Source organism: Streptomyces sp. NPDC006551 (genome assembly GCF_040611675.1).
GTDB lineage: Bacteria > Actinomycetota > Actinomycetes > Streptomycetales > Streptomycetaceae > Streptomyces.
Window position 1 is genome coordinate 68,377 of the sequence record NZ_JBEXOT010000022.1, and the last position, 23,875, is coordinate 92,251.

A 23,875-nucleotide genomic window follows, 5' to 3' on the forward strand; every position below is an offset into this window, starting at 1 on the left:
TCCACGGCGAACGTACGCACCGCAGAACGGATATTCAATACTGGATCCAAAATCCGATCTCCGGCTAGGCTTCGTAACGCCGTGTTGCCGCAGCCGCTTGGAGGCCGTCCGTGAAGTCGCCCGCCGCGTCGAAGTCGTCACCCGTCCACCCCTTCGATCTGCTCGCCGTCGACGGCCTGCTGACCGACGAGGAGCGCGAGATCCGCCGGACCGTCCGGGCCATGGCGGACCGCGAACTGCGCCCGCACGTCGCCGACTGGTTCGAGCACGGCGCCATTCCGGCCCGCGAACTCGCCCGTGAACTCGGCGGCATCGGCGTGCTCGGCATGCACCTGGAGGGCTACGGCTGCGCGGGCACCAACGCCGTCGCGTACGGCCTCGCCTGCCTGGAGCTGGAGGCCGTCGACTCCGGTCTGCGCAGCCTGGTCTCCGTGCAGGGCTCGCTCGCCATGTACGCGATCTGGAAGTACGGCTCCGAGGAGCAGAAGCGGCGGTGGCTGCCCGGTATGGCGGCCGGCGAGTACATCGGCTGCTTCGGGCTCACCGAGCCGGACGCCGGATCGGACCCCGGAGCCATGCGCACCCACGCCAAGCGGGACGGCGGGGACTGGGTGCTCAACGGCACGAAGATGTGGATCACCAACGGATCGGTCGCCGACGTCGCCGTCGTCTGGGCCAGGACCGACGACGGCGTCCGAGGCTTCCTGGTGCCTGCCGGCACCCCGGGCTTCACCGCCCCGGAGATCAAGCAGAAGCTGTCCCTGCGGGCCAGCGTCACCAGCGAGCTGGTCCTGCAGGACGTACGGCTGCCGGCCGACGCGATGCTTCCGGCGGCCCGCGGTCTGTCCGGCCCGCTCGGCTGCCTCAACGAGGCCCGTTTCGGCATCGTCTTCGGCGCCCTCGGAGCGGCCCGCGACTGCCTGGAGACGGCGATCTCCTACGCCGGCGACCGCATCGTCTTCGAGCGGTCCCTGGCCTCCTACCAGCTCACCCAGCAGAAGCTCGCCGACATGGCCTTGGAGCTCGGCAAGGGCATGCTCCTCGCCCTCCACCTCGGCCGGCTCAAGGACGCCGGGCAGCTCACGCCCGAGCAGGTCAGCGTCGGCAAGCTGAACAACGTGCGCGAGGCGATCGCGATCGCCCGCGAGTGCCGCACGATTCTGGGAGCCAACGGCATCACCCTGGAGTACCCGGTGATGCGCCACGCCAACAACCTCGAGTCGGTGCTCACCTACGAGGGCACCAGCGAGGTGCACTCCCTGGTCGTCGGCAAGGCCCTCACGGGCGAGGCGGCCTTCCGCTGACACCGCCCGGCCCCGCTGGGGATCCCTTGCGGGGTGCCCGCCGATCCTGCCGGGTCCGCTGATCCGGCAGGATCGGCGAGACACCTGCTAGCCGGCCGTCACCTTGGCGAGGAACGCGTTCAGGTTGGTCATCATCCGGTCGATCCGCTCCTCCGGCGCGAGGGACTCCTCGTGGCGGCCCGCCCGCAGCTTGGGCTGGCGCTTGCCGCGGACGTACAGGGAACAGGCCAGGTCGGCACAGACGTAGATCCCGACCGTGTTCCCCTCACGTCCGCGGCTGCCGGCGAGCGGCGCCGCGAGCAGGGTGACACCGGAGGATGCGTGACCCGTCAGGCAGACCTGGCAGAGACTGGACTTGACCGCGCTGGTGCGGCTCGTGCCCGGCACCCGCAGCGTGATGCCGAGCGGCCCGTCCTCGCGTGGGACGACCAGATGGGCGCGCAGCGGCGCGCCGGGGTCGACCCAGCCGAGGAAGTCGAGGTCCTGCCAGGGGAGTTCGGCGAAGTCCAGCGGCAGTCGGAGCCGGCTTGCCTCACCCTTCGTACAGTTCACGAAGGACGAACGGATCTGTCGGTCGGTAAGAGGTTCCACTCGTTGGACCGTACACGCACTCCTCGGCCCGGGCATCCGATTTTCGCCCCGGGCATGGGGTGCGACGGGCAGGGCGCCGTTATGTTGAATCCATGGAACAGCGCATCAGTCTCGTCACCCTCGGCGTCGCCGACCTGGCCCGCGCCCGCGCCTTCTACGAGAGCCTCGGCTGGAGGGGCCAGGAGGTCGAGGAGACCGTCTTCTTCCAGGCGGGCGGCCTCGGCCTGGTCCTGTGGGGCCACGGCAAGCTCGCCGCGGACTGCGGTGTCGCCGCCACGCCCACCGATGGTTTCGGCGGCATCGCCCTGGCCCACAACGTCCGCTCGCCCGCCGAGGTCGACGCGCTCCTGTCGGCGGCGCACGAGGCGGGCGCCACCGTCACGCGCCCGGCCGCCCCTACCTCGTACGGCGGCTACGCCGGTGTCTTCCTCGACCCCGACGGCCACGCCTGGGAGATCGCCCACAACCCCGGCTTCCCCCTCGCGGCCGACGGCACCCTGACCTTGCCCGACTTCGGTACGCGGTAGGGAGCCTCCGGAGCGCGGGCCCGCGCCAAGCGAGCCTCCGGTCCGCGCTCGGGAGGCTCCCTCGCCTCCCGCCTAGGACTTGTCCGGTCGAGCAGGTTCCACATGCCGGCTCCGCGGGTCAGCCTGCCGACGAGCCCGGAGTGACCGGATTCCCTTCACCGCGATGACCGAGCCCATGACGGTCAAGCCGCAAAGCACGACCATGGTGTTGCCGAGCACGATGCCGGTGAGGAGTGCCACGCTGCCGGCGGCGTCGAGGAGGTCCAGCCGCGCCTCGGCCCGGAGCCCGGCGTCGGGTTGGCGCATCCGGCGCAGGATGGAGATGAGGGAGAGAAGCTGGAGAACAGCCAGAGCCAGGAGCACCCAGCGGACCGCGACAGGTATGTCCACGCCCGAAATGTAATGCCGCGGTGAATCGTCTCAAGTGGCGGGGAGGTGAACTGACACCCCACTCCAGTGAGCTTCTTCGAGTTGGCCACCGATCGGGTGATTGCGACTGAGCGCTTCAGCGTCGAGTGGGCGGCTGCAGCGTCCGGTGCCAGCAGCTTGGTGAGCCGGGACAAGGGGCCGCTCGAAGCTTGCCGGCCTGAACGCCAACCCGGCGGCAAGGCCGGTGAGCGACGATCAAGCTGTTGTCAGCCGCTGGTTCTAAGGTCGGCCCTATGACATCAGACCTGGTCCAGGACTCATGGACTCGCATCGACGCGTGGCTGCGCGAGCACGCGCCCCGCACGTTTGCCACGCTTCGGCCGCCTGCAGGCGGCGAGGAGATCGCAGCAGCGCAACAGGAACTGGGTGTCACCTTTCCTCCGGACCTGGTCGCTTCACTCCTCCGGCACAACGGGGCGCTGGAGGGACCTGAGGCTTTCCGCTTCAGCACGGGCGACCGGCTGCTCGGAGTGAGCGGAATCCTCGGGGGTACCGGGTTCATGCGCGGCATCGACCAGGGCCTCGACGGGGAGACCGAGGGCTACTGGCTTCACGATTACGTGAAGTTCGGTTCTTACGACGTGACGTCGGACGGCCTCCTGATGGATTGCCGTAGTGGGCGGGACTCCTTCGGTGTGATCGGACGGTTCTTCGACGAGACCGGCACCAGTTTCGGGGAGGCCGACTCGCTGGGTGAGTATCTGGCCGAATTGGCCGACCGGCTTGAGCGCGGCCATGACGCCGGTGTCGTCACGTTCAACGGCCGGCTGTTCTGGGAGGCGCGTCCGCCTGCCAGGCCGGAGTGCAGTGCCGACGAGCCCCTTCCCGGACCGGATGAGCATCTTCCAGAGCTGGACCTGTCCTACAGTCCCACCGACCTCCTCCACGTGAGCTACCTGGACGGGCATGAGGAACTCGGTGCGCTGATCGCAGTCCTGCCGTATGAGCAGGTGGTTGAGGCCGCGCGGAAGCAACTGCGCAGACTGGCGGTCGGAACAGGCCTGAACAACTACCCGGAGGTCAAGGCAGCCCTCGACGCGTGGGAGCGCGGTGCGGCCCCGCCACGGCCGGACCAGACCGATCCGCTCGCCCTGCGCCTCCGCGCGGTGCTCGCGCAGGCCGATGCCAGCCGAGACAACATTCGCAGGTGGGCCGCGGAGAAGATAGCCCTTGGGATCTGGGGGTCCCCCTACAGGTCCGTGTGCGAGAGCGCGGAGCTCCGGAGTCACTTCACTCTCGACTGGCGTGCGGATCTGCATGCGGACCTGGGCAATCAGCCCCTGCCACCGATACCTGACGACCGATTCTGGGGGGTGCTGCGCAACCCCGCCATCGACTCCAGTTGGTACGCGGCCCAGTACAGCCAAGATCAGGACTGACCCCAGGGGTTTCGGTTCCGCGTGAGCGCTTCATGTGGCGGTTATCGCCAGACGAAGCGCTCACTAAGGATCTTCAGCGCTGCCGCTCCAGCGTGAGGATGGCCTTGACGATTGACGTCATGCGGTTGGGGCTGCACCGGGACCTGCGGAAGATCCGCCAGGACTTCAGGCTCGCGACACCGCGTTCAACGGGCGCTCGTGCTGCGGCCAGCGCCCGGTCTTTTCGGTGGGAGTGAGTTCCTGGAGTGGCTTGCGTTTGATGCCGGTCGTCAGCCACGGTCCTGCGCCTTGGTAGGCGAGATCGGCCAGGATGGGAACGCCCTGGCGCTCGCAGATCCGGATGATCCGGTGGGTGCGGGCGGCGGTCAGGTCGTGTGTGCGGCCCGGCAGGGCGGGCGAGAGCCACAGCAGCCGGCCGCCCGGGTCGGTGACGACCTGCACGTTCACTCCGTGGCGCCGGTGTCTGTGGGAGTAGTCGGCCCGGCCGTCGCCGACCCGGTCGCACTCGGCGAGGGTTCCGTCGAGCAGGATGAAGTCGGGATCGTGCTCGCGCAGCGTCTTGAGTAGACCCGGTGCTCGTTCGGCGAGCAGGTCGACGACCGCGCGGGTGTAGGCGTGGGCGGTGGACTCGCTGATCCCGAACCCGGCGGCGATCTTCGCCAGAGTGGTGTGCTCTCGCAGGTACACCAGTGCCACCATCGCCCGCTGGGACGACGGAGCTTGCAGCGCCGGTCGCCCTCACGAGTGACAACCAGCATGGCGACCCACTCCACGAGCGCATGCGGCAGGTCAAGTGCGGCAGGATGGATGACCAACGAGGCCCCCCGAGCAACGTGATTGAGACGTCAGACATCTCGATCAACAGCTCGGGGCCTCGTTCGTTGCGCTTCACGACCATCACCCGATCGGTGGCCAACTCGAAGAAGCTCAGTCACAGCGTCTCGGTGACCAGGTCGGAGCGGAGGCCGATTCGGTCGACGGACAGCCCGTCCACGGCCCGCCCACGAGCTGCGAGTGCGCCTCCTTGCCCCGCGCGACTCCCCGTCTGCACGATGGTCGCCATGCAGGGAGAGACCGCTCGGCGCGTCATCGCTGATCAGGAATCCGTGGTCCGGGAGTACTTGTGGACCGAGTTACGTAGCGTGCCACGCGGGCGGATGAGCTCGCAGACACTGTGGCTGGGTGGCAGACCAGAGGGGCAGGAACGCTCCTCCGTCGCGCAAAAACACGGGCACTCCGAGATTTTGACGCCGCCTATGACTGGTTGAAAACCAGTAACGTGCTCCCAAGAGGTTTGCGATATCGGATCGAGGGCCGCGATCCGGGGAGCCGAGTGGCGGCAGATTTCATCACAGACCTGGATCTCGATGGTCCGTGCAGATCGGCACCCTGGCGAGGGGATCGACTGGACTACTACCGGGACTGTTGCATAAGGACGGGTGACGCTCGGGATTACTCGGGAGACTTTCTCGCTCACCTCAGGTTCTTGGCGGAAATGGCTCGGCAAGTGGTCAGATGTTCGGACCCCCTGTTTTCTCCACCCGACGAAGTGCATCCGCCTCGCTACGCACGCCTCGACGAAGGCGTGTCGGCCCGACTTGTCGCTGAGGACTCACCCGGCAGATCGCCGCAGGACGGACCCTGGACGAGTCCCTGGCGGCCGGAGCGTCCGGAGGGCCGACCATCGAGGCATGGTGCGAGGAGACCGAGAAGGCGCTCGCCGCGTTCACGGGCGGCGATGGTGCTCCGCCACCGGATTTCAGTGGTGGGACTTTCTACGGCAGTCGGTTCGCCGCCCAGATCGCCAACATCGACTCCACTGTCGCCGGCGTCGCACAACAGAGCGGCTCGGAAGTGGCAGACGCGCTGAAAGGGATCCAGCAAGCTGTCCTGAGCCAGGACGGCTTGGAAGACTCGCAGCGCCAAGATCTGCTCGACAACGTCGAATACCTGGCCACCGCCGCGAACACCCCTCCCGACCAACGAAATCGTGGGATCATCACGTCCGTCCTCCTCGCGCTGTCGACGGCGGCAGCCACGGGAGACCAATTGCAGCGGGCGCTGGATACATGGGGCGCCGTGCTGCGAAGTCTTCTCCCCTGAGAGAGGCCGGGTGCGGTCCCGCAGGCGGAGCATGCCGTAGAGCCGGCCCCCCGGCCGCACCCGGTCTGTGCGCCCACTACCGCAGGCAGGTGCGAAGACTCGGCGACGCGTGCCGTCGCCGGTGGACTACCAGGTGCTTGGACGGTGCGCGGCGGTCCGCTCGGTGACGTGCCGCGGCCTGTCGGACCGAGGATGGCCCGCGGTCCCTCGGTGTTAGCGTCGTGCCATGTCCAAGACCGAGATAGACCTGCTGACCGCCGAATTCTTCGATGCCTTCGACAACCGGGGCGGCAAGACTCCCGATGTGGATCGGATCCGCCGACTGGTCGTTCCGGGTGGCGTGATCGTCATGACCGGTCCGGACTTCACCGTGTACACCGTGGACGAGTTCATCGAGCCGCGTCGGCGGGTGTTGACCGAGGGGCGGCTGGTCGAGTTCTCCGAATGGGAGACCTCCGAACGGACTGAGATCGTGGGCGATATCGCGTCGCGGTTCGGCGAGTACCGCAAGTCCGGGATCTTGGACGGTGAGCCGTTCGAAGGGGGCGGGACCAAGACGATCCAGTTCGTCCGCACTCCCGAGGGCTGGCGGATCGCGGCGTTCGCCTGGTACGACCAGCCCTGACCGCAGGCGGTCGTCGCTCAGGCCACCCAGTCCGGCAGAGCGGGGTCCGAGAAGCGGGGCGGAGCGCCCTCCAGGGCGGCGGCCAGACGCTCGGCGGCCGTCTCGTACCGGTCCGCCGGCAGGGCGAAGGGGATCCGCAGCCGGTGCTCGTGAGTGCCCGGATCGACACCGAAACGGGCGCCGCCCTCCACCCGTACGCCATGGCGCAGCGCCCGTGCGGCGAGCGACGAGGCGATCGGGCGGCCGAGGTCGATCCAGAGGCAGAGACCTCCGGGCGGCTGGGTCCAGTGCCAGTCCGGGAGGTGGCGGGCGAGGGCCGTCGTCAGGGCATCGCGGCGGAGCCGCAACTCCTCGGCCCGTCGCGGCAGGATGGTGTCGAGTCGGTCGATCAGCTCGACGGCGACCAGCTGGTCGAGCACCGAGCCCGCCAGATCGGCGGTGACGCGGACCCGCGCCAGCTCGGTGACCACGCGGGACGTGGCGCGTATCCAGCCGACGCGCAGTCCGCCCCAGCAGCTCTTGCTCAACGAGCCGACGCTGATGATCTGGTCGGAGACGCCCGCCCTTGCCGACGCCACGAACGGCCGCGGGGCCGGCACGTCCAGGGCGATGTCCGTGAGCGTCTCGTCGACCACGAGCCAGGTACCGGTGGCATGCGCCGAGCGCGCCACCTCGCCGCGCTGCGCGTCCGGCATCAGCTGCCCGGTCGGATTGTGGAAGTCCGGTATCAGGTACGCCAGTCGGGGAGCCGTCTGTCGAAGCGCCGCGTCGACGAGCCCGCTGTCCCAGCCCGCCTCCATCACCGGGACGGGAGTGACGCGCAGCCGTCGGCCGCGCATCGCGTCCAGGGCGTTGGGGTACGAGGGGTTCTCGGCCAGCGCCCGGTCGCCGGGTCCGCCGAGCAGCGCCAGGGCGAGGGAGACCGCCTGCTGGGCGCCCGTCGTGACGAGAATCTGCTCCGGGAGCGTCGGCAGACCACGGCGCGTGTAGCGGTCGGCGATCGCCGAGCGGAGCTCCGGCAGACCGTACGGGTGATAACCCTGCGACCTCGCCAGGCGGGGGAGTTCGGCGGAAGCGGCCGCGAGCGCCTCGGTCAGTTCCTCGGTGGGCGCCTCCAGGGCGGCGAGGGCGAGGTCGACCGTGGCGTCGGCGTCGCCGAGGAACGCGGCCAGGCTGCTCGGGGCCTGGCCGTCCGGCAGCGCCGTCCAGGTGCCGGCGCCCCGCCGGCTGTGTGCGTAACCGCTCTCCCGCAGCAGGTCGTAGGCGCCGGTCACCGTCGTGCGGCTCACCGCGAGCACGGCCGCGAGCTCCCGCTCGGCGGGCAGCCGCAGGCGTAGCGCGACGCGCCCGTCGAGCAGCGCCTCGCGGACGGCGCGGGCCAGCTCGCGATAGCCGAACCTGCCCTCCGGCGGCCTGGTGAGCAGCGCCGCCAGTTGGCGGCCCGTCAGCGTGCGGTCCGCCGTGTGGACCACGGTGCGGGCAACTCGAGCCTCTGCCACGCCAATCACTCCTCATTGGCCCTGCTGTCCAGTCCAATAAGCCTACAGACTCCTCTCAGTGGCCTGGTGGCCATACCCGCATCAGCGGACAAGGAGACGAGACATGTCAGGACACTTCACCGACCGCGACGAGCGGACGTGGCAGCGGCGGGCCGAGGAGCGCGGGACGCGGCCGCTGCCGGTCGCCGCCTGGATCGCTCGGCTGCGCGGGGCGGCGCTCCGCAGCCGCGAGGCCGGTCGCCGGACGGCCCCGAGCCCCGCCGCCCGGCCCCGACCCCGGCCGCACGAAACGGTCCCAACAGCCGAAACGGTCCGGAGGGTCGGAACGGCGTGAGCGGCCCTCGCGCCCGTCCCTCCGGGCGCAGGGTCGTCGTCGGTGTGAGCGGCTCGCTCGCCTCACCGGCCGCCCTCCGTCACGCGGCTGTCCTGGCGCGGCGCGAGGACGCGGAGGTGCTCGCGGTGTTGGCCTGGGAGCCCCCGGAGGGGGAGGCCCTCTTCGCTTGCCGACCGGACAGGTCGTGGGCGCGGATGTGGGGCGAGGCGGCACGCACGCGCCTGGACCGGGCGGTCTTGGACGGCCTCGGGCCCCTCCTCTCCGGTGGTCCGCACCCTCCAGCGGTCGCGCGACGAGTCGTCAGAGAGTCCCCGGCGGCGGCTCTGTGCGCCATGGCGGATCGGCCCGACGATCTGCTCGTCCTCGGTGCCAGGCCCGCCCGCGGCCGGCTCGGTCGGCTGCGCCCGCGACCCGTGCTGCGCGCGGTCCTGGGCCGGGCGGGCCGCCCGGTACTCACCGTGCCGGGGCCCGCGCTGCTTCCCGGCGAGGCACGTGTCCTGCGCCGGAGCGCCGATGCGCACGCACCGTACGGCGTCCGTGGCGTCCGGATCTGAGCCGTTCGCGTGGACCCTGGGCCGCGGAGGCGTCCGGGTCTGAGCCGTTCGCGTGGACCCTGGGCCGCGGAGGCGTCCGGGTCTGAACCCCGTACGCGCGGACCCTGGGCCGCGATCGTCGCCGTGTCGTCGGTCCCATCAGCTCTTCGGTCCGCTCCCCGGTGCTCAGAAGACCGGCTCGGAAACCCGCTGGTGGTCCGGGCCGGGAAGGCGTGCGGCGGTCACGGCCCCGGAGCGGTGTCCGGTGGTGACTGTGGCGAGGCCGGCGGGGACTCGGTCCCGGGCTCGTCGGTCGGCGGGCTCTCCTGCGAGGCCGACCGGTCCAGCGACGACTGGTCGGTGACCTTGCTCTCCGACGCCGGCGACGTCGGCGTCTCGGGCGACTCGTGGGCGGGGGACGACGAGGTGGCGGAGTCCGAGGTGACCGGCGCGGGCGGGGACTCCGGGGACTTCGGGGGCTTCGACGGCGAACCGGTGACCAGGTCCGAGACGGAAGGGGACGGGGGTCTCGGCGGTGGAGAGGTCGGCCTGTCCTGCCGCCCGGTGTCTCCCGGCTCCCGGGCGAACCAGCCGTCGTCCTCGGGGTCGTAGACGACGAAGACGTTCACGACCGTCGCGGCGGGCGCGATGACGACCACCTGGGACGGCTGATAGCCCGGCCAGGCGGCCCCGGTCGTCCTCGGCGCCCTCTGGGCGACGGGCTCCTTCAGCGGGTTCCCGCACGCGCACCGGACCCGGGGCACCCCGCGCTCGTCGACGAGGACCGCCGTACCGGCCTGGAGGACCGCCTGGTACGAAGTGGAAGCGCCGCCCTTGAAGCCGTGGTTGGTGACCCGCGTGTCGACACGGAGCTGCAGCGGCGTCAGGGAGCGCAGATAGCCGGGGACTTCGTTGGCCGTGATGCCGAGGACCGAGGCGAAGGCCGCGTTCTTGGCGGGCTCTTCGGCCAGATAGCGGACCTGCTGCTCGACGTCGCAGCTCGCCACCCGCCGCGTACCGCCGTACAGGCCCGGGGCTGAACCGGCGATGCTGCGCGTGGCGGTGGCATCGGCCGGCCGTGACGGGCTGGGCAGCGGGGCGGGGGACTGCCCGGTGTCCGTGGCGCGGGCCGTCGACCGGGTGAACGGATCGGGGCCCGTGGCGGAGGCGTTCTGCAGGAACACCTCGCCGCCGCCGGTAGCCGTACCGCCGCCGCCGTCGCCGTTGCCGTCCGAACGGGTGAGGACGACGATCAGCGCGACGGCCGCGACCAGGACGGCGGTCGCCGACGCGATCTTGGGAACCGAACGCCACCACGGGCCGCCCGCACCTCCGCCTCCACCCGCGCCGGGCCTGCCACCGCCGGCACCGCCGCGGTCGTCACCCGCGCCACCGCCGGTCGGCCCGCCACCGGAACCACCGCCCGGACCGCCCGGACCTCCCGCACCGCCCCCGGAGCCGCCGTAGGGCGGCCCGGTGGGTGGCGGGGGGCCCGGCGGCCCGGGGCGGGCGCCCGGGCCGGAGAGAGGGCCCGAAGGCGGGCCTGTGGGGGGAACCGAGGGGCGGCCGGACGGCGGGTGGGAAGTCACGTTTTTCCCTTTCTTCCGTTCCGCGCCCATTGTGTGCGCGGAACGGGCGCCGCCCGCAAGCGGACATCCTCCACCGGTACTAGCGTGGGCCGGGTGAGCAGTCACCCCGCCCGAGCCTGGGCTGAGGCGCTGGCCGCGGTCCTGGCCGGGTTCCTCGCGATGGCCGTCACGGCCGCGCTCGGCCTCTGGGCCGCCGGAGCCGCCGACCTGCCCGGCGGATTCCTCTCCGTCGTCGCCGCGGTCGTCGTCATGGCCGTCGGCGGACAGGTCGACCTCTCCGGCGACGCCGGAGCTCTCGCCGGTACGGACGCCGAACTGACCGCCATGCCCCTCACCGTCACCCTGGTGGGCGCACTGGTCACCGGCTTCTGCTTCCTGCGTCCCCTGCGCCACCACGCGGTCGCCCGCCCCAGCGAACTGCCGGCCCGGGCCGGCCGCACTGTCCTGCTCTGGCTCGCCGCCCTCGCCGGGCTCTCCGCCCTCGCGCGGCACGACTTCCGCATCACGATCGGCGGCGGCGAGGAACAGGACACCCTGGGCGACCTCTTCGGTGAACTCCTCGAAGCGGCGAACCCCACCGTCGGGTTCCGTACCGACCTGGGCCCCACCCTCTTCTTCGGGCTCCTCTGGATCCTCGGCGTGCTCCTCGTCGCGCTGCTGGTCTCGCGGCGCACCCCGCTGCCGCCCCGGCTCGTCCGCTACCAGGAACCGGTCCGCCCGGCCGCCTTCGCGATGCTCCTCCTGCTCCTCGCGTACGTCCTGATCGGCCTGGTCGTCGGCGTGGTCGTCGCCACCACCAGGGGGCACCCGGCCGAGACCCTCGCCGTCCTCCTGCTCGGCCTGCCCAACGTCACCTGGCTCGCCCTCGGTGTCGGCATCGGAGGCTCCTGGGAAGGCAGGGCGGAGGGGCCGTTCGGGTTGCCCATGCCGCAGATCCTCGACTCGGTGCTGCGCGGACCGGACGGCGCCGACCTCTCCACGGTGGACCTCTCCTCGCTGGCCGCCCACGACGGGCGAGCCTGGTGGCTCCTGCCCATCGCCGCCGTCCTGCTGCTCGGTGCCGCCTTCGTCGCGGCTGTCCGCTCACCGGCCCGGATCCGCCTCTGGCAGCACGCCCTGCACGGAGGAATCGCCTTCGCGCTGACCATCCTCGTCGTCGCCCCGGTCACGCTCGTCGAGGCCCGATTCGGTCTCTCCATCCTCGGCATCGGCGACCTCGGGTCCCTCGGCGGCGAGGTCCTGCTGCGCCCGCACGTCTGGAAGACGGCCGGGCTCGCCCTGCTCTGGGGCCTCGTCGCCGGCTTCCTCGGCGCCCTGCTCGCCCGCCCGGTCCGGCGCCGCGGCGAGATCGACGCCGAGGACGCCGAGGACGCCAAGACCGGCCCCGGCACGGACGCGCCCCGCTGGAAGCGCTCCTAGAAGCACCCTCACCAGTCGCCGTGAGCCACAAGCCACAAGCCACAAGCCACAAGCCCACAAGCCACAAGCCACAAGACCGCTAGAAGCGCTCCCTGAACACCGGAAGCGCCCACTTCGGCGGCTCCGGTGGAGTCTCGGGCGGGCGCGGACCCCGCCCTTCCTCCTGGCGTACGGGCCCGGGACCGCCGGCCCGCTCCAGGGACGCCCGTAGCTCGGCCACGAACTCCAGGCACGTCCCGTACCGCTCCTCCGGCGTCTTCGCCAGCGCCTTCGCGAGCACCGCGTCGGCCTCCTCCGGAAGCCCGGGCCGCTCCGCGGACAGCGGCGGGGGCGGATCGTACTGATGGGCCCAGAGCAGCGCCATGTCGTCGTCCCTGCGGAACGGCGGCACGCCCGTCAGGGTCTCGAACACCACACACGCCAGGCTGTACACGTCGCACCGGCCGTCCACCGGCTTCCCCGAGATCTGCTCGGGTGCCACGTAGTCGAGCGTGCCCACGAACTGCCCGACCGTCGTCAGGCCGGTCAACGACAGCGACTTCTTCGTCAGACCGAAGTCGGTGAGGTACACATGCTCCGGATGGTCCCGGTCGGTCCCCTCCGCGACCAGGATGTTCCCCGGTTTCACATCGCGGTGCACCAGGTCGTGCGCGTGCGCCGCGTCCAGCGCCGAAGCCACCTGGACGGCGATCCGCCCCGCCTTCGCCGACGGCAGCGCGCCCTCGCGGTCCAGGAGCGCCCGCAGGTCCTGTCCGGCGACGTACCGCATCGCGATGTAGAGCACCCCCTCCGTCTCGCCCGCCTCGAAGACGGGCACGATGTGCGGATGGTCGATCGCGGCGGCCACCCGCGACTCGTGCGCGAACCTCTTGCGGAAGGTGTCGTTGCGGGCCAGCTCGGGCGCCAGAAGCTTCAGCGCCACCGTCCGGTCCAGTCTCACGTCGAGCGCCCGGTACACGACCGCCATCCCGCCGCGCCCGATCTCGCCCTGCACCACGTAGCCGGCGATCCGCTTGCCGACCAGCCCCGACTCGCGGCCGACGGGCAGGTCCGTGTCGCGGGCGGCCCCGGCCATCAGCCCTCGTCCTCACCCGGTATCGGGAACCGGTCCACCACCTGCGTCGGCGGCGGACCGGCGGGCTCCGACGCCCGTGGCCCGCCCTCCTGCTCGATCCGCGGCACCACCTGTGTCGGTTCGTGCCCGACGGCCGCGGGGCGCCCCTCCTCGGCAGGGACGGACGAGGCCAGCGACGGCGCGGCCGAGGCCGCGTACGTACCGAGAACGGTCCCGTCGCAGTACACCCACCGCTCGTGCTCGGCGTCGTACAGCCAGAGCGACTCGCCGTCGACCACCATCCCCACGCGTAGTCCGCGCGTACGGCGCCGGAACGCCTCGCCGTCGACGCGGCCGGCCGCGAGTTCCTCCGCCGCCCGCCGGTAGCGGCCGAGCGACTCCTCGACGCGGGCGATCAGCGGCCGGGGATCCGCCGTCCTGGCGAGCGGCCGGCGGGTCGCCGGGGGATCCACGGGTACGGAGACCAGCAGTCGGGCGTCGACCCAGGCGGACCAGCCGTTGGAGCACACGATCCGCCCCCAGTCGCCGAGCCGCTCCGCCAGCTCCACGGGCAGGAACGCGTCGAGCGGCTCCGTCGGCAGCCCCGGATCGGGCGCCTCCCAGGCGGGCAGCCCGTCGCGGGGCACGACATGCGTCGGCCGGAAGTCCGAGACGTACTCCGGTACCGGGGGAGTGACCGTGAAGCCCATGGGCCACCTGCCTTTCAGAAGCCTTTCAAGCTCAAGCCTTTCAAGCCTTTCCGAAGTCTTTGGCGAGGGCTACTTCCGCATGATCACCGGCTCGCGGCGGCGCAGCAGCCGCGCGACGACGAACCCCAGGACAAGGCAGAGCACCACCAGCATCCCCATGTCGAACAGCCACGCGCCCAGGGTGTGGTCGAGCAGCGGATCCGCCGTCTTCTCGCTCGGCGCGGTCCTTCCGATGTCGATCGTCGCGCCCATCGCGGCGAACGCCCACCGCGCCGGCACCAGCCACGCCAGTTGCTCCAGGACGGGCGATCCGTGCACGGTCAGCAGCGCCCCGCAGAACACCACCTGCACGATGGCGAGAAGGACGAGCAGCGGCATGGTCACCTCCTCCTTGCGCACCAGGGCGGAGACGAACAGACCGAGCATCATGGCGGTGAAGGAGAGCAGCGCCACCGCCAGCGTGAGCTCCACCAGCGGCGGGAACAGCACACCCTTGCCGTCCGGCACGTTCAGCGGGACACCGATCAGCGCGACCAGGGTCAGCACCACCGCCTGTACGACCGTGATCAGGCCCAGGACGACCACCTTCGACAGGAGATACGCGGAACGCGACAGGCCGACGGCTCTCTCCCGGCGGTAGATCGTGCGCTCCTTGACCAGCTCGCGCACCGCGTTGGCCGCCCCCGTCAGCACGCCGCCGACACAGAGGATGAGCAACACGTTCATCGTGGACTCGGGGTTGAGGCTGCCCTCGGACAGGGCCCGGGCCATCGCCCCCATCACGAACGGCAGGGCGACCATGATGGCCAGGAACGTACGGTCGGCGCTGAGCGCGGCCGCATAGCGGCGTATCAGGGTACGGAGTTGGGCGCCCCAGCTCTGCGCCTTCGGCGGAGGGCCGGGCTCGGGCCGCGTACCGGAGCGGGGCAGGGCGGGCCGGTCCATCGCGTCGGCGACGTACCGGCGGTGGAAGTGCGAGGAGCGGTACCGCCCCGCCCAGTCGCGGTCGCGTTCGTTCTCGAACGCCTCGAACGCCTCCGGCCACTGGGCGTAGCCGAAGAAGCCGAGGCTCTCGCCGGGCGGCCCGTAGTAGGCGACCCGGCCGCCGGGGGCCAGTACGAGCAGCCGGTCGCAGACGTCCAGGCTCAGCACGCTGTGCGTGACGACGATGACCGTACGGCCGTCGTCGGCGAGCCCGCGCAGCATGTGCATCACCGAGCGGTCCATGCCCGGGTCGAGGCCGGACGTCGGCTCGTCGAGGAAGAGGAGCGAGGGTTTGGTGAGCAGTTCGAGGGCCACGCTGACCCGTTTGCGCTGGCCGCCGGAGAGACTGTGGATGGGCTGGTCCGCCCGCTCGGCCAGACCGAGCTCCCCGATGACCTCCTCGACCCGCGCCCGGCGTTCGGCCCGCGCGGTGTCCTCGGGGAAGCGCAGTTCGGCGGCGTATCCGAGCGCCCGGCGGACGGTGAGCTGGAGGTGCAGGATGTCGTCCTGCGGGACGAGTCCGATGCGCTGGCGCAGCTCGGCGTAGTCGCGGTAGAGGTCCCGGCCGTCGTACAGGACCGTGCCGCGGTCGGCGGGCCGCTGACCGGTGAGCGCGCCGAGGAGGGTGGACTTGCCCGCGCCGGAGGGCCCCACCACGGCCAGCAGACACTTCTGCCCGACGGGAAAGGACACGCCGTCGAGGAGGCTCTTGCGCCCGTGGTCGACGGTGACGGCGAGATCCTGCACGTCGAGGGAGACCTCGCCGGTGTCGGTGAACTCGACGAGCTTGTCCCCGATGAGACAGAAGGCGGCGTGACCGATGCCGACGATGTCGTCCGGGGTCACCCGGGCGTCGACGACGGGAGCGCCGTTGAGGAACGTGCCGTTGTGACTGCCGACGTCATGGATCCAGAACGTGCCGTCCGGGTGGGCGCGCAGCTCGGCGTGGCGGCGGGAGACGACCAGGTCGTCGACGACGAGGTCGTTGTCGGGCGCGCGGCCGATCCGTACGGTCCGGGTCGGGAGCGGACGGATGGACGTCGGCTGCCGGAACGTTCCGGTGGCGGCGGGTCGGGAGACGGACGAGGGCCGGGGCGGTGTCCGCGGCGGCGCGGGCGCCGGCGGCTCGGGGGCCGGCACCGGCGGGGGTACGGGCGTGGGGTGCGGCGCGGGCACCGGCGGCCCGGAAGGCGGAGGCTCGACCTCGCGCCCGGGGGGCGGGGGCTCCGGCTCTCGTACGGGGGGCGGGGGGACGGCTTCGTGTACGGGCTCCGGCGGCTCGGGTTCGCGTACGGGGGGTGGAGGCTCTGGTTCTCGTACGGGGGGTGGGGGGACGGCTTCGTGTACGGGCTCCGGCGGCTCGGGTTCGCGTACCGGGCGTGAGGGCTCCGGCTCTCGTACCGGCGTCGGCGGTGCCGGTTCACGTACGGGCGCGGCGCCGGAGGAGAGGACGGCGCGGGGGCCGTCGCCGGGGTGGCCGAACCGGATGACCGTGCCGGGGCCGACCTCGCGCAGGTCGCGGACGCGGCGGCTGTCCGCGTACGTGCCGTTCGTACTGCCCTCGTCCTCCAGCGTCCAGTGGCCGCCCACCGCCCGCAGCACCGCGTGGTGCCACGACGCCCGGGCGTCCGCGAGCACGATGTCACTGGTGGGGTCGCGCCCGATGCGGTAGACCCGACTCGGACTCATCAATGTCGCGCCCCCGTCGATCTCGAGGACCAGCTCGGGTGCGGCGGCGGGCACGACGGGCCGCTCTCCCATGCGTGAATTTTATCCTCCGGAGGCGCTCCGTGCCTGGGAGAGGCGCCGGTATCGTGGGCGGGGCGATCGTGGACAAGGAGGGCCCGCCCGTGCCGAAGGGTGTCACCAAGCGTCGGCCCCGGACTCGGGCCGCCCTGCTGAAGGCGGCTCTGGAGACCTTCGCCGAGCACGGTTTCCACGCCACCACCATCGAGCAGATCTGCGAGCGCGCCGGCTACACCCGCGGCGCGTACTACTCGAACTTCGCGAGCAAGGAAGAGCTTTTCCTCGCCCTCTTCGACGAGCACAGCGAGCGGACCGTGCGCCGGCTGGCGGAGGCGGTCGACGCGCTCACCGCCGAGGAGTACACCCTGGAACGGGTGGCCGAACTCGCCTCACGCATCGAGCCCGACGAGCGGGACTGGTACCTGATCAGCACGGAGTTCACCCTGCACGCCATCCGCGATCCGCAGACGGCCTGGGTCCTCGCCCGCCACGACGCGCGGCTGCGGGCCGAGATCGCCCGCGGGCTGAAGGACGTGTTGCGCCGTGCGGGGCGCGAACTGACCGTGGACGCCGACCGGTTCGCACGCCTCCTGATCGCCCTGCGCGAGGGCGGACTCGCCCAGAGCTACGTCGAGCCCGGGGAGGTGCCGCCGGGCAGCCTCGAACGAGACTTCCTGGCCCCGCTGTTGGAGGCGTCGACGCGCAGCACGGAGCAGAACGACAAGCCTTGAGCGAGGGCAGGGTCGCCCTCTCGACAGGGTCGCTCGGGGAAGGCGGGAAGGCGGTCTTGTGAGAAGGCGGGCCTTGCGGGACGGGGAGGGAGCTGGTTACGGTCCTCAGCACCGCAGAAAGCGCTTACTCCGTCCTGCCCAGGAGCCTGCCTCGTGCCGACACCGGACGTTCTCGTCTACACCCGCACCGCGGGTTACCGCCATGACTCCATCCCGGCCGGCTCGGCCGCCCTCGCGGAACTGGCGCGGGCCGCGGGATTCGCCGCGCACACGACGGAGGACCCGTCGGTGTTCACTCCGGTGCGGTTGGAGCGGTGCGCGGCGGTGGTCTTCCTCTCGACGACCGGCTCGGTCCTGACACCGGAGGCCCGTACGGCCTTCGAGACGTACCTCCGAGGCGGCGGGGGCTTCCTCGCGATCCACGCGGCGGCCAACGCCGAACCGGACTGGCCCTTCTACGGCGACCTCCTCGGCACCCGCTTCGACGGCCACCCGGAGATCCAGCCGGGCGTCGTGTGCGCGGAGACCCACGACCATCCGGCCACGGCCGCGCTGCCCGCCCGGTGGGCGTGGACGGACGAGTGGTACAACTTCACATCGAACCCGCGAGGAGCGGGCGTACGCGTCCTGGCGACGGCGGACGAATCCACGTACCGCGGCGGCACACTGGGCGGGGACCATCCCCTGGTGTGGTGCCGGGAAGTGGGCCGCGGCCGCGTCTTCTTCACCGCGCTGGGCCACGCCGCCGAGGCGTACGAGGACGACACCTTCCGCGCCCACCTCTCCGGAGCGCTCACCTGGGCGACGGCCGCCCGGCACCCCTGACGGGACCGCCGCGGGCGCCACCGACATGACCCACCTCGGGCACGTGTCCACAGGACGCACCCCGGACACGTCTCGCAGATCCCATCCCGGACACGTCTCACAGATCCCACCTCGGACACGTCTCACAGGCCACGCCTCGGGCACCCCTCACCGGCCACGCCGCAGGCTGCCGGGGCGCGCCGTCGACCTCGTCACCCCCGCGCACCGCCCCCGATTGCGCCACCCGCCCGCACGCGGGAGGGTTCCCGTGGGGAGGACGGCAGGAGGAGACGACATGGGCATCGCCACCGTGAATCCCACGACGGGCGAAACACTGCGCACCTACGACACCCACGGGCACGAAGAGGTCGAACGCCGGGTCGCCGCCGCGCACGACACCTTCCGGCACTACCGCACCACCTCCTTCTCCGAGCGCGCCAGGCTGATGCGTCGCGCCGCCGATCTGCTCGACGAGGACGCCGAGGACGTCGCCCACACGATGACGACCGAGATGGGCAAGCCGATCGCCGCCGCCCGTGCCGAGGTCGCCAAATGCGCCAAGGCCATGCGCTGGTACGCCGATCACGCCGAGGGGCTCCTCGCCGACGAGCAGCCGGCCGAGGCCGACGTCCGGGACTCGGGCGCCGACTCCGCCCGCGTCCACTACCGACCGCTCGGCACGATCCTCGCCGTGATGCCCTGGAACTTCCCGCTCTGGCAGGTGATCCGGTTCGCCGCGCCCGCGCTGATGGCCGGCAACACCGGTCTCCTCAAGCATGCCTCCAACGTTCCCAGGACCGCGCTCTACCTCGGCGACCTCTTCCGTCGCGCCGGCTTCCCCGAGGGCTGCTTCCAGACCCTGCTCATCGGCTCCGGCGCCGTCGAGGCCGTCCTGCGGGACCACCGGATCGCCGCGGCCACGCTGACCGGCAGCGAGCCGGCGGGCCGCTCGGTCGCCGCGATCGCGGGAGACGAGGTCAAGAAGACCGTCCTGGAGCTCGGCGGCAGCGACCCGTACATCGTCATGCCCTCCGCCGACCTTCCGCGGGCCGTGAAGACCGCCGTCACCGCGCGCGTACAGAACAACGGCCAGTCCTGCATCGCCGCCAAACGGTTCATCGTCCACCAGGACGTCTACGACCATTTCGCCGAACGCTTCACCGCCGCCATGGAGGCCCTGGTCGTCGGCGACCCGCTCGACGAGTCCACGGACGTCGGCCCCCTCGCCACCGAGCAGGGCCGCGACGGCCTGGAGGAACTGGTCGACGACGCCGTACGGAAAGGGGCCACGGTCCTGTGCGGCGGGGGCCGCCCCGAGGACCGGCCGCGCGGCTGGTTCTACCGCCCCACCGTGCTCACCGGCATCACCCCGGAGATGCGCATCCACCAGGAAGAGGCCTTCGGTCCGGTCGCCACCCTCTATCCCGTGACCGACATCGAGGAGGCCGTCGCCGTCGCCAACGACTCGCCGTTCGGACTCAGTTCGAACGTCTGGACGCGCGACGACGAGGACATCGCGTTCTTCGTGCGCGACCTCCAGGCCGGCGGCGTCTTCGTCAACGGCATGACCGCCTCCCACCCGGCGCTCCCGTTCGGCGGCGTCAAGCGCTCCGGCTACGGCCGCGAGCTCTCCGGCCACGGCATCCGCGAGTTCTGCAACGCGACCACGGTCTGGCAGCGCGCCTGAACACCCTTGGCGGCTGGCTCAACGCTTCCGGCGCTGCGTCCGACACTGCTTCCGGTGCGCCCACCGCTCCGGTGCGCCCACCACTTCCGGCGGGGCGCCGTCGGCGAACCGGCCCCGTCACTCCCCTCGGGTCCAGGCCAGCAGCTCCTCCGCCGACCAGGTGTTGATCACCCGCTGCACCGGAACCCCGCACTCCTCCGCCCGTGCGCATCCGAAGATCTGCCACTCCAACTGCCCCGGCGCGTGGGCGTCCGTGTCCACGGCGAAGTGGACACCCGCCTCCACCGCCTGCCGCAGGAGCCTCCGGGGTGGATCGAGGCGCTCCGGGCGGCTGTTGATCTCCACCGCCGTCCGGGACTCGGCGCACGCGGCGAAGATCCGCTCCGCGTCGAACGTCGACTCCGGCCGCTGCCGCCCCCCGCTCACCAGCCGTCCCGTGCAGTGCCCCAGAATGTCCATGAGCGGATTGCGCACCGCCTTCTCCATTCTCCGGGTCATCGCCGGCGCGGCCATCCGCAGCTTCGAGTGCACCGAGCCGACCACCACGTCGAGCCGTTCGAGCAGTTCCGGTTCCTGGTCGAGCGAGCCGTCCTCCAGGATGTCGCACTCGATCCCGGTCAGCAGCCGGAACGGAGCCCACTCCTCGTTCAGCCGGGCCACCACGTCCAGTTGCTCCCGCAGCCGCTCGGGCGACAGACCCCGTGCCACGGTGAGCCGCGGCGAGTGATCGGTCAGCACGGCCCAGTCGTGGCCGAGCGCCGCCGCCGTACGCCCCATGTCCTCGATCGTGCTGCCGCCGTCCGACCAGTCGGAGTGCAGATGGCAGTCGCCGCGCAGCGCCGCCCGCAGCGCCTCACCGCCCCTGACCGGCGGCACGGAGATCTCCTCCTCCAGCCGCGCCAGATACGCGGGCACCTGCCCCGCCAGCGCCTCGCGCACCACCGCCGCCGTCTTCGGCCCGATGCCCTTGACCGACTCCAGCGTGCCGGCGGCCGCGCGGCTCGCCGGCTCGCCGTCCGCCATCGCCGCGACGGCCGCCGAGGCGGTGCGGAAGGCACGCACACGGTACGAGGGCGCCTGCGAGCGCTCCAGCAGAAAGGCGATCCGGTCCAGCGCCGCCACGGGATCCATCGTGAACCTCCTCTTCCCCGCTCGTCCCGCTCCCTCACGGCGGCGGGTCAGTCAGGCGACTTCGCCACCACCGCCGGTGCGGGCACCGGCCCGATCTCGCACCACACCGCCTTGCCCTCGCCGCGCGGCTCCACCCCCCACCTCGACGCCAGCGCGTCGAGCAGCAGCAGCCCGCGCCCCGAGGTCGCCGCCTCGCCCGGCGTACGCCGGCGGGGCCAGGCGCTCGAACGGTCCTGCACCGACAGACGCACCCGCCGCACCGGCTCGGGCAGCACCTCGAGCGTGAGCACCGCGCCTCCCTCCGTGTGCAGCAGCACGTTGACCAGCAGCTCACCGGTCAACAGCTCGGCGTCGTCGGCCAGTTCGTCCATGTTCCAGTCCCGCAGCGCCTGCCCCACCGCCGCTCGCGCGTCCGAGAGCCCCTGAGGGTCGGCCTGGTGGATGTACTGATGGATGCGCGGGGCCCGCGGAGTACCCGGGTCCGGGCTGCGCCGCAGCACCAGCAGTGCCACGTCGTCCCCCGAGCCCCATCGTTCCCACAGGCGCTCGGAGAGGTGGTCCGCGAGCGCCTCCGCCTGCGGCGGACCGCTCCGCATCGCTTCGCTGAGCGCCATGACGCCCGTCTCGATGTCGGAGCCCGGTTGTTCGACCAGACCGTCCGTGTACAGCACCAGCGTCTCCCCGGGTACGAGATCGAGCCGGGTCTCCGGGAACTCCTCGTCCCCGAACACGGTCGCCAGGCCGAGCGGCAGCCCACCGCGCAGCTTGGGATGTCCGACCCGGCCGTCCGTGTGCCGGATCAACGGGCCCAAGTGCCCGGCCCGCACGGCGCGTACGGTGCCGCCGGCCAGATCCACCTGGGCGTAGGTGCAGGTGGCGAAACGGTTGGTGTCGAGCTCGGCGAGGAAGCGGGAGGCGCGGGCCAGCACGGTCGAGGGGGCGTGGCCCTCACCCGCGTACGCCCGCAGCGCGATCCGCAACTGGCCCATGATGGCGGCCGCGTGGGTGTCGTGGCCCTGGACGTCGCCCACCACGATGCCCACCCGGCCGCGGGGCAGCGGGATGACGTCGTACCAGTCACCGCCGACCTGACGTCCGCTCCACGCCGCGTGGTAGCGGACGGCGATCTCGCCGCCGGTGATCGCCGGGATCCGCCGGGGCAGCATCGTCTCCTGCAGTCCGGTGGCGAGCTCCCGCTCCTCGTCGAAGAGGAGGGCGCGCTGGAGGGACTGGGCGACGATCGCGGCGAGGCCGAGCGCGAGATTGCGCTCGTCGGCGTTGAAGGAGGTACGACCCCGGTAGAACAGCGCCATGCCACCGAGCGAGCGGGCCTGGGCGATCAGGGGCAGATAGCAGGCGGCCTTGAACCTCAGCCGGTCGACGTACGGCGCGAGCTCGGGGAATTCCCGCCCGAGGGTGGGGAACGAGGACACGAACCGTGGTCGCCCGCTCAGCACGGTCTCGGCCAGCGGCAGTCCCCGGTCGAGACGGCGGGTACGGAAGTCGCTCAGGATCTCCAGGGACTCCCCGCTGAGGGCGATGATGTTGAGCGAGCCGTTCTCCACCAGCCCGAGCGCGAGGCCGTCCGCGCCGAGCCGGGCGAGCCCGCCGGGCCCGGTCAGGGCTGCCGTCACGTCGTCGACGGTCACCGCCCGCGACAGTGCGTGCGTGGTCCGCTCGACGATGCTGGTCTGCAGCTCACGGCGCTTCTCCAGCTCCAGGACGAAGGCGGAGTGGGTGACCTCGGCGGTGGTGTCCCGCACGATGCCGACGATCCGGTGCGCCAGACCGTCCGCCTGCCGCAGGATCCGCGCCTGCACGTGCGTCCACTGGGGGGTTCCGTCGGCCCGCTCGAGCCGGAAGTGGGCGGTGTACGAGGACTGGCCGCTGGTGATCGCATGGCGGATCACGGCTTCGAGGTCGCCTCGCTCCTCGGGGGCGAGCCGTTTGACGAGCGAGACGGGCCGCCCGTCGAACCGGTCCGGTTCCAGCCCGAAGACCAGCAGCCCGGCCTCGTCGACATCGATGGTGCCCGTGTCGAGATCCCAGTCGAAGCTGCCGGTGCGATTCATGGCGAGCCGCTCGGTGGGCCCGATCTCGCCACTGCGGGTGCGCCGGTCGTCGTCGGTCATCCTCCCCATTGTCGAACCCGGGTCCCCCCGACGCCATGGCGGCGACACGGCGCGCCGCGCGACTTTCGACGGGTGGGGGCGGGGGCCTTGCCGGCCGGAGGGGCAGGGGCCGGGGGCCCGTCCCGGGTGGGCCGGAGGTCCTGCGGTCCGCGCTGGCGCGGGTGGGCCGGCGGCTGCTGTGGTCCGCGCGGGGCGCTGGCGGGCCGGGGGTCCTGCGGTCCCGTTCGGGGCGCGGGTGGGCCGGGGGCTTGGTCGTTCGCTGACGGCGGGCCGCTCGGGCGGGCAGCGGTCATGGTCCGCCTACGGCGGGGCGCGCGGCGCAGGCCGGGCGGCGGCTCCTGCGGTCCGTTCGGGCGCGGGTGGGCAGGGGCTTGGTCGTTCGCCGTCGGAGGGGGCGGGCGACGCAGGCCGGGCGCCGACGGGCGGGCACGGCCGCAGCGTTCCGTCGACTGCGGAGCGGCGGCTCCCTCAGTTCGCGCGGGCGTGTGCGGGCAGCGGCCTCGACCTCCCGCTGACGGGGGCGGGGTCCCGCGGAGTCGGCGCCCCCTCCGCCGGAGACCGGAG

At 71.9% G+C, this 23,875-nt stretch carries 19 protein-coding genes and 1 pseudogene; 10 read left to right on the forward strand and 10 right to left on the reverse strand.

Annotation, left to right across the window (positions count from 1 at the left end; translation table 11 throughout):
- Positions 1-110: 110 nt before the first annotated feature.
- Entirely contained in the window at positions 111-1,304 is a 1,194-nt protein-coding gene (locus ABZY12_RS20550; RefSeq protein ID WP_356892260.1) for an acyl-CoA dehydrogenase family protein, read from the forward strand.
- An 87-nt stretch (positions 1,305-1,391) separates the two neighbouring features.
- Here ABZY12_RS20550 and ABZY12_RS20555 read toward each other — a convergent pair whose 3' ends face one another.
- Positions 1,392-1,895: an FBP domain-containing protein gene (locus ABZY12_RS20555; protein ID WP_356892262.1), complete on the reverse strand. Its 504-nt coding sequence runs from the start codon at positions 1,893-1,895 to the stop codon at positions 1,392-1,394.
- 92 nt (positions 1,896-1,987) lie between these two features.
- Here ABZY12_RS20555 and ABZY12_RS20560 point away from each other — a divergent pair, with 92 nt between their 5' ends.
- A complete protein-coding gene (locus ABZY12_RS20560; protein ID WP_356892264.1) occupies positions 1,988-2,422 on the forward strand; it encodes a VOC family protein in 435 nt (144 codons plus the stop codon).
- A gap of 72 nt (positions 2,423-2,494) precedes the next feature.
- Here ABZY12_RS20560 and ABZY12_RS20565 read toward each other — a convergent pair whose 3' ends face one another.
- Complete coding sequence (locus ABZY12_RS20565; protein WP_356892266.1) at positions 2,495-2,812, reverse strand: hypothetical protein; 318 nt, start codon at positions 2,810-2,812, stop codon at positions 2,495-2,497.
- A 272-nt stretch (positions 2,813-3,084) separates the two neighbouring features.
- Between ABZY12_RS20565 and ABZY12_RS20570 the strand changes: the two genes are divergently transcribed.
- On the forward strand, positions 3,085-4,230 hold the full coding sequence (locus tag ABZY12_RS20570; RefSeq protein ID WP_356892268.1) for an SMI1/KNR4 family protein: 1,146 nt from the start codon (positions 3,085-3,087) through the stop codon (positions 4,228-4,230).
- A 73-nt stretch (positions 4,231-4,303) separates the two neighbouring features.
- On the opposite strand, the pseudogene ABZY12_RS20575 reads toward ABZY12_RS20570, so the two are convergent.
- A pseudogene (locus ABZY12_RS20575) lies at positions 4,304-5,045 on the reverse strand (transposase family protein).
- Between the two features lie 1,039 nt (positions 5,046-6,084).
- Here ABZY12_RS20575 and ABZY12_RS20580 point away from each other — a divergent pair.
- Together ABZY12_RS20580 and ABZY12_RS20585 are read left to right on the forward strand one after the other, a co-directional pair.
- Entirely contained in the window at positions 6,085-6,333 is a 249-nt protein-coding gene (locus ABZY12_RS20580; RefSeq protein ID WP_356892270.1) for a hypothetical protein, read from the forward strand.
- Positions 6,334-6,559: 226 nt separating this feature from the next.
- On the forward strand, positions 6,560-6,958 hold the full coding sequence (locus ABZY12_RS20585) for a nuclear transport factor 2 family protein (RefSeq protein ID WP_356892272.1): 399 nt from the start codon (positions 6,560-6,562) through the stop codon (positions 6,956-6,958).
- Positions 6,959-6,975: 17 nt separating this feature from the next.
- Here the strand turns inward: ABZY12_RS20585 and ABZY12_RS20590 are convergent, their stop codons facing one another.
- Positions 6,976-8,457 carry a PLP-dependent aminotransferase family protein gene (locus tag ABZY12_RS20590; RefSeq protein WP_356892274.1) on the reverse strand — a complete coding sequence of 494 codons (1,482 nt, stop codon included), beginning with the start codon at positions 8,455-8,457 and terminating at the stop codon, positions 6,976-6,978.
- A gap of 330 nt (positions 8,458-8,787) precedes the next feature.
- Here ABZY12_RS20590 and ABZY12_RS20595 point away from each other — a divergent pair, with 330 nt between their 5' ends.
- Positions 8,788-9,345, forward strand: coding sequence for a universal stress protein (locus ABZY12_RS20595; RefSeq protein ID WP_356892276.1), 558 nt, complete (start codon positions 8,788-8,790; stop codon positions 9,343-9,345).
- 221 nt (positions 9,346-9,566) lie between these two features.
- On the opposite strand, the gene ABZY12_RS20600 is transcribed toward ABZY12_RS20595, so the two are convergent.
- Positions 9,567-10,913: a DUF6777 domain-containing protein gene (locus ABZY12_RS20600; protein ID WP_356892278.1), complete on the reverse strand. Its 1,347-nt coding sequence runs from the start codon at positions 10,911-10,913 to the stop codon at positions 9,567-9,569.
- A gap of 93 nt (positions 10,914-11,006) precedes the next feature.
- Between ABZY12_RS20600 and ABZY12_RS20605 the strand changes: the two genes are divergently transcribed.
- Positions 11,007-12,332 carry a streptophobe family protein gene (locus tag ABZY12_RS20605; RefSeq protein WP_356892280.1) on the forward strand — a complete coding sequence of 442 codons (1,326 nt, stop codon included), beginning with the start codon at positions 11,007-11,009 and terminating at the stop codon, positions 12,330-12,332.
- A 79-nt stretch (positions 12,333-12,411) separates the two neighbouring features.
- Here ABZY12_RS20605 and ABZY12_RS20610 read toward each other — a convergent pair whose 3' ends face one another.
- The 3 genes from ABZY12_RS20610 to ABZY12_RS20620 form a co-directional block, all read right to left on the reverse strand.
- On the reverse strand, positions 12,412-13,407 hold the full coding sequence (locus ABZY12_RS20610; RefSeq protein WP_356892282.1) for a serine/threonine-protein kinase: 996 nt from the start codon (positions 13,405-13,407) through the stop codon (positions 12,412-12,414).
- Positions 13,407-14,096 (reverse strand): hypothetical protein, encoded by a 690-nt coding sequence (locus ABZY12_RS20615; RefSeq protein WP_356892284.1) that lies wholly within the window; start codon positions 14,094-14,096, stop codon positions 13,407-13,409. Before ABZY12_RS20615 ends, ABZY12_RS20610 begins: the two co-directional genes overlap by 1 nt.
- A 69-nt stretch (positions 14,097-14,165) precedes the next feature.
- On the reverse strand, positions 14,166-16,841 hold the full coding sequence (locus ABZY12_RS20620; RefSeq protein ID WP_356892286.1) for an FHA domain-containing protein: 2,676 nt from the start codon (positions 16,839-16,841) through the stop codon (positions 14,166-14,168).
- 89 nt (positions 16,842-16,930) lie between these two features.
- Between ABZY12_RS20620 and ABZY12_RS20625 the strand changes: the two genes are divergently transcribed.
- The 3 genes from ABZY12_RS20625 to ABZY12_RS20635 all read left to right on the forward strand — a co-directional run bounded on the left by ABZY12_RS20625 (position 16,931) and on the right by ABZY12_RS20635 (position 20,048).
- Positions 16,931-17,557 carry a TetR/AcrR family transcriptional regulator gene (locus tag ABZY12_RS20625; RefSeq protein WP_356892288.1) on the forward strand — a complete coding sequence of 209 codons (627 nt, stop codon included), beginning with the start codon at positions 16,931-16,933 and terminating at the stop codon, positions 17,555-17,557.
- Between the two features lie 153 nt (positions 17,558-17,710).
- Positions 17,711-18,382, forward strand: coding sequence for a ThuA domain-containing protein (locus tag ABZY12_RS20630; protein WP_356892290.1), 672 nt, complete (start codon positions 17,711-17,713; stop codon positions 18,380-18,382).
- A gap of 274 nt (positions 18,383-18,656) precedes the next feature.
- Positions 18,657-20,048: an NADP-dependent succinic semialdehyde dehydrogenase gene (locus ABZY12_RS20635; RefSeq protein ID WP_356892292.1), complete on the forward strand. Its 1,392-nt coding sequence runs from the start codon at positions 18,657-18,659 to the stop codon at positions 20,046-20,048.
- 117 nt (positions 20,049-20,165) lie between these two features.
- Here ABZY12_RS20635 and ABZY12_RS20640 read toward each other — a convergent pair whose 3' ends face one another.
- Positions 20,166-21,179: a PHP domain-containing protein gene (locus tag ABZY12_RS20640; RefSeq protein WP_356892294.1), complete on the reverse strand. Its 1,014-nt coding sequence runs from the start codon at positions 21,177-21,179 to the stop codon at positions 20,166-20,168.
- 47 nt (positions 21,180-21,226) lie between these two features.
- Positions 21,227-23,311 carry a SpoIIE family protein phosphatase gene (locus ABZY12_RS20645; protein ID WP_356892296.1) on the reverse strand — a complete coding sequence of 695 codons (2,085 nt, stop codon included), beginning with the start codon at positions 23,309-23,311 and terminating at the stop codon, positions 21,227-21,229.
- Positions 23,312-23,875 lie beyond the last annotated feature (564 nt).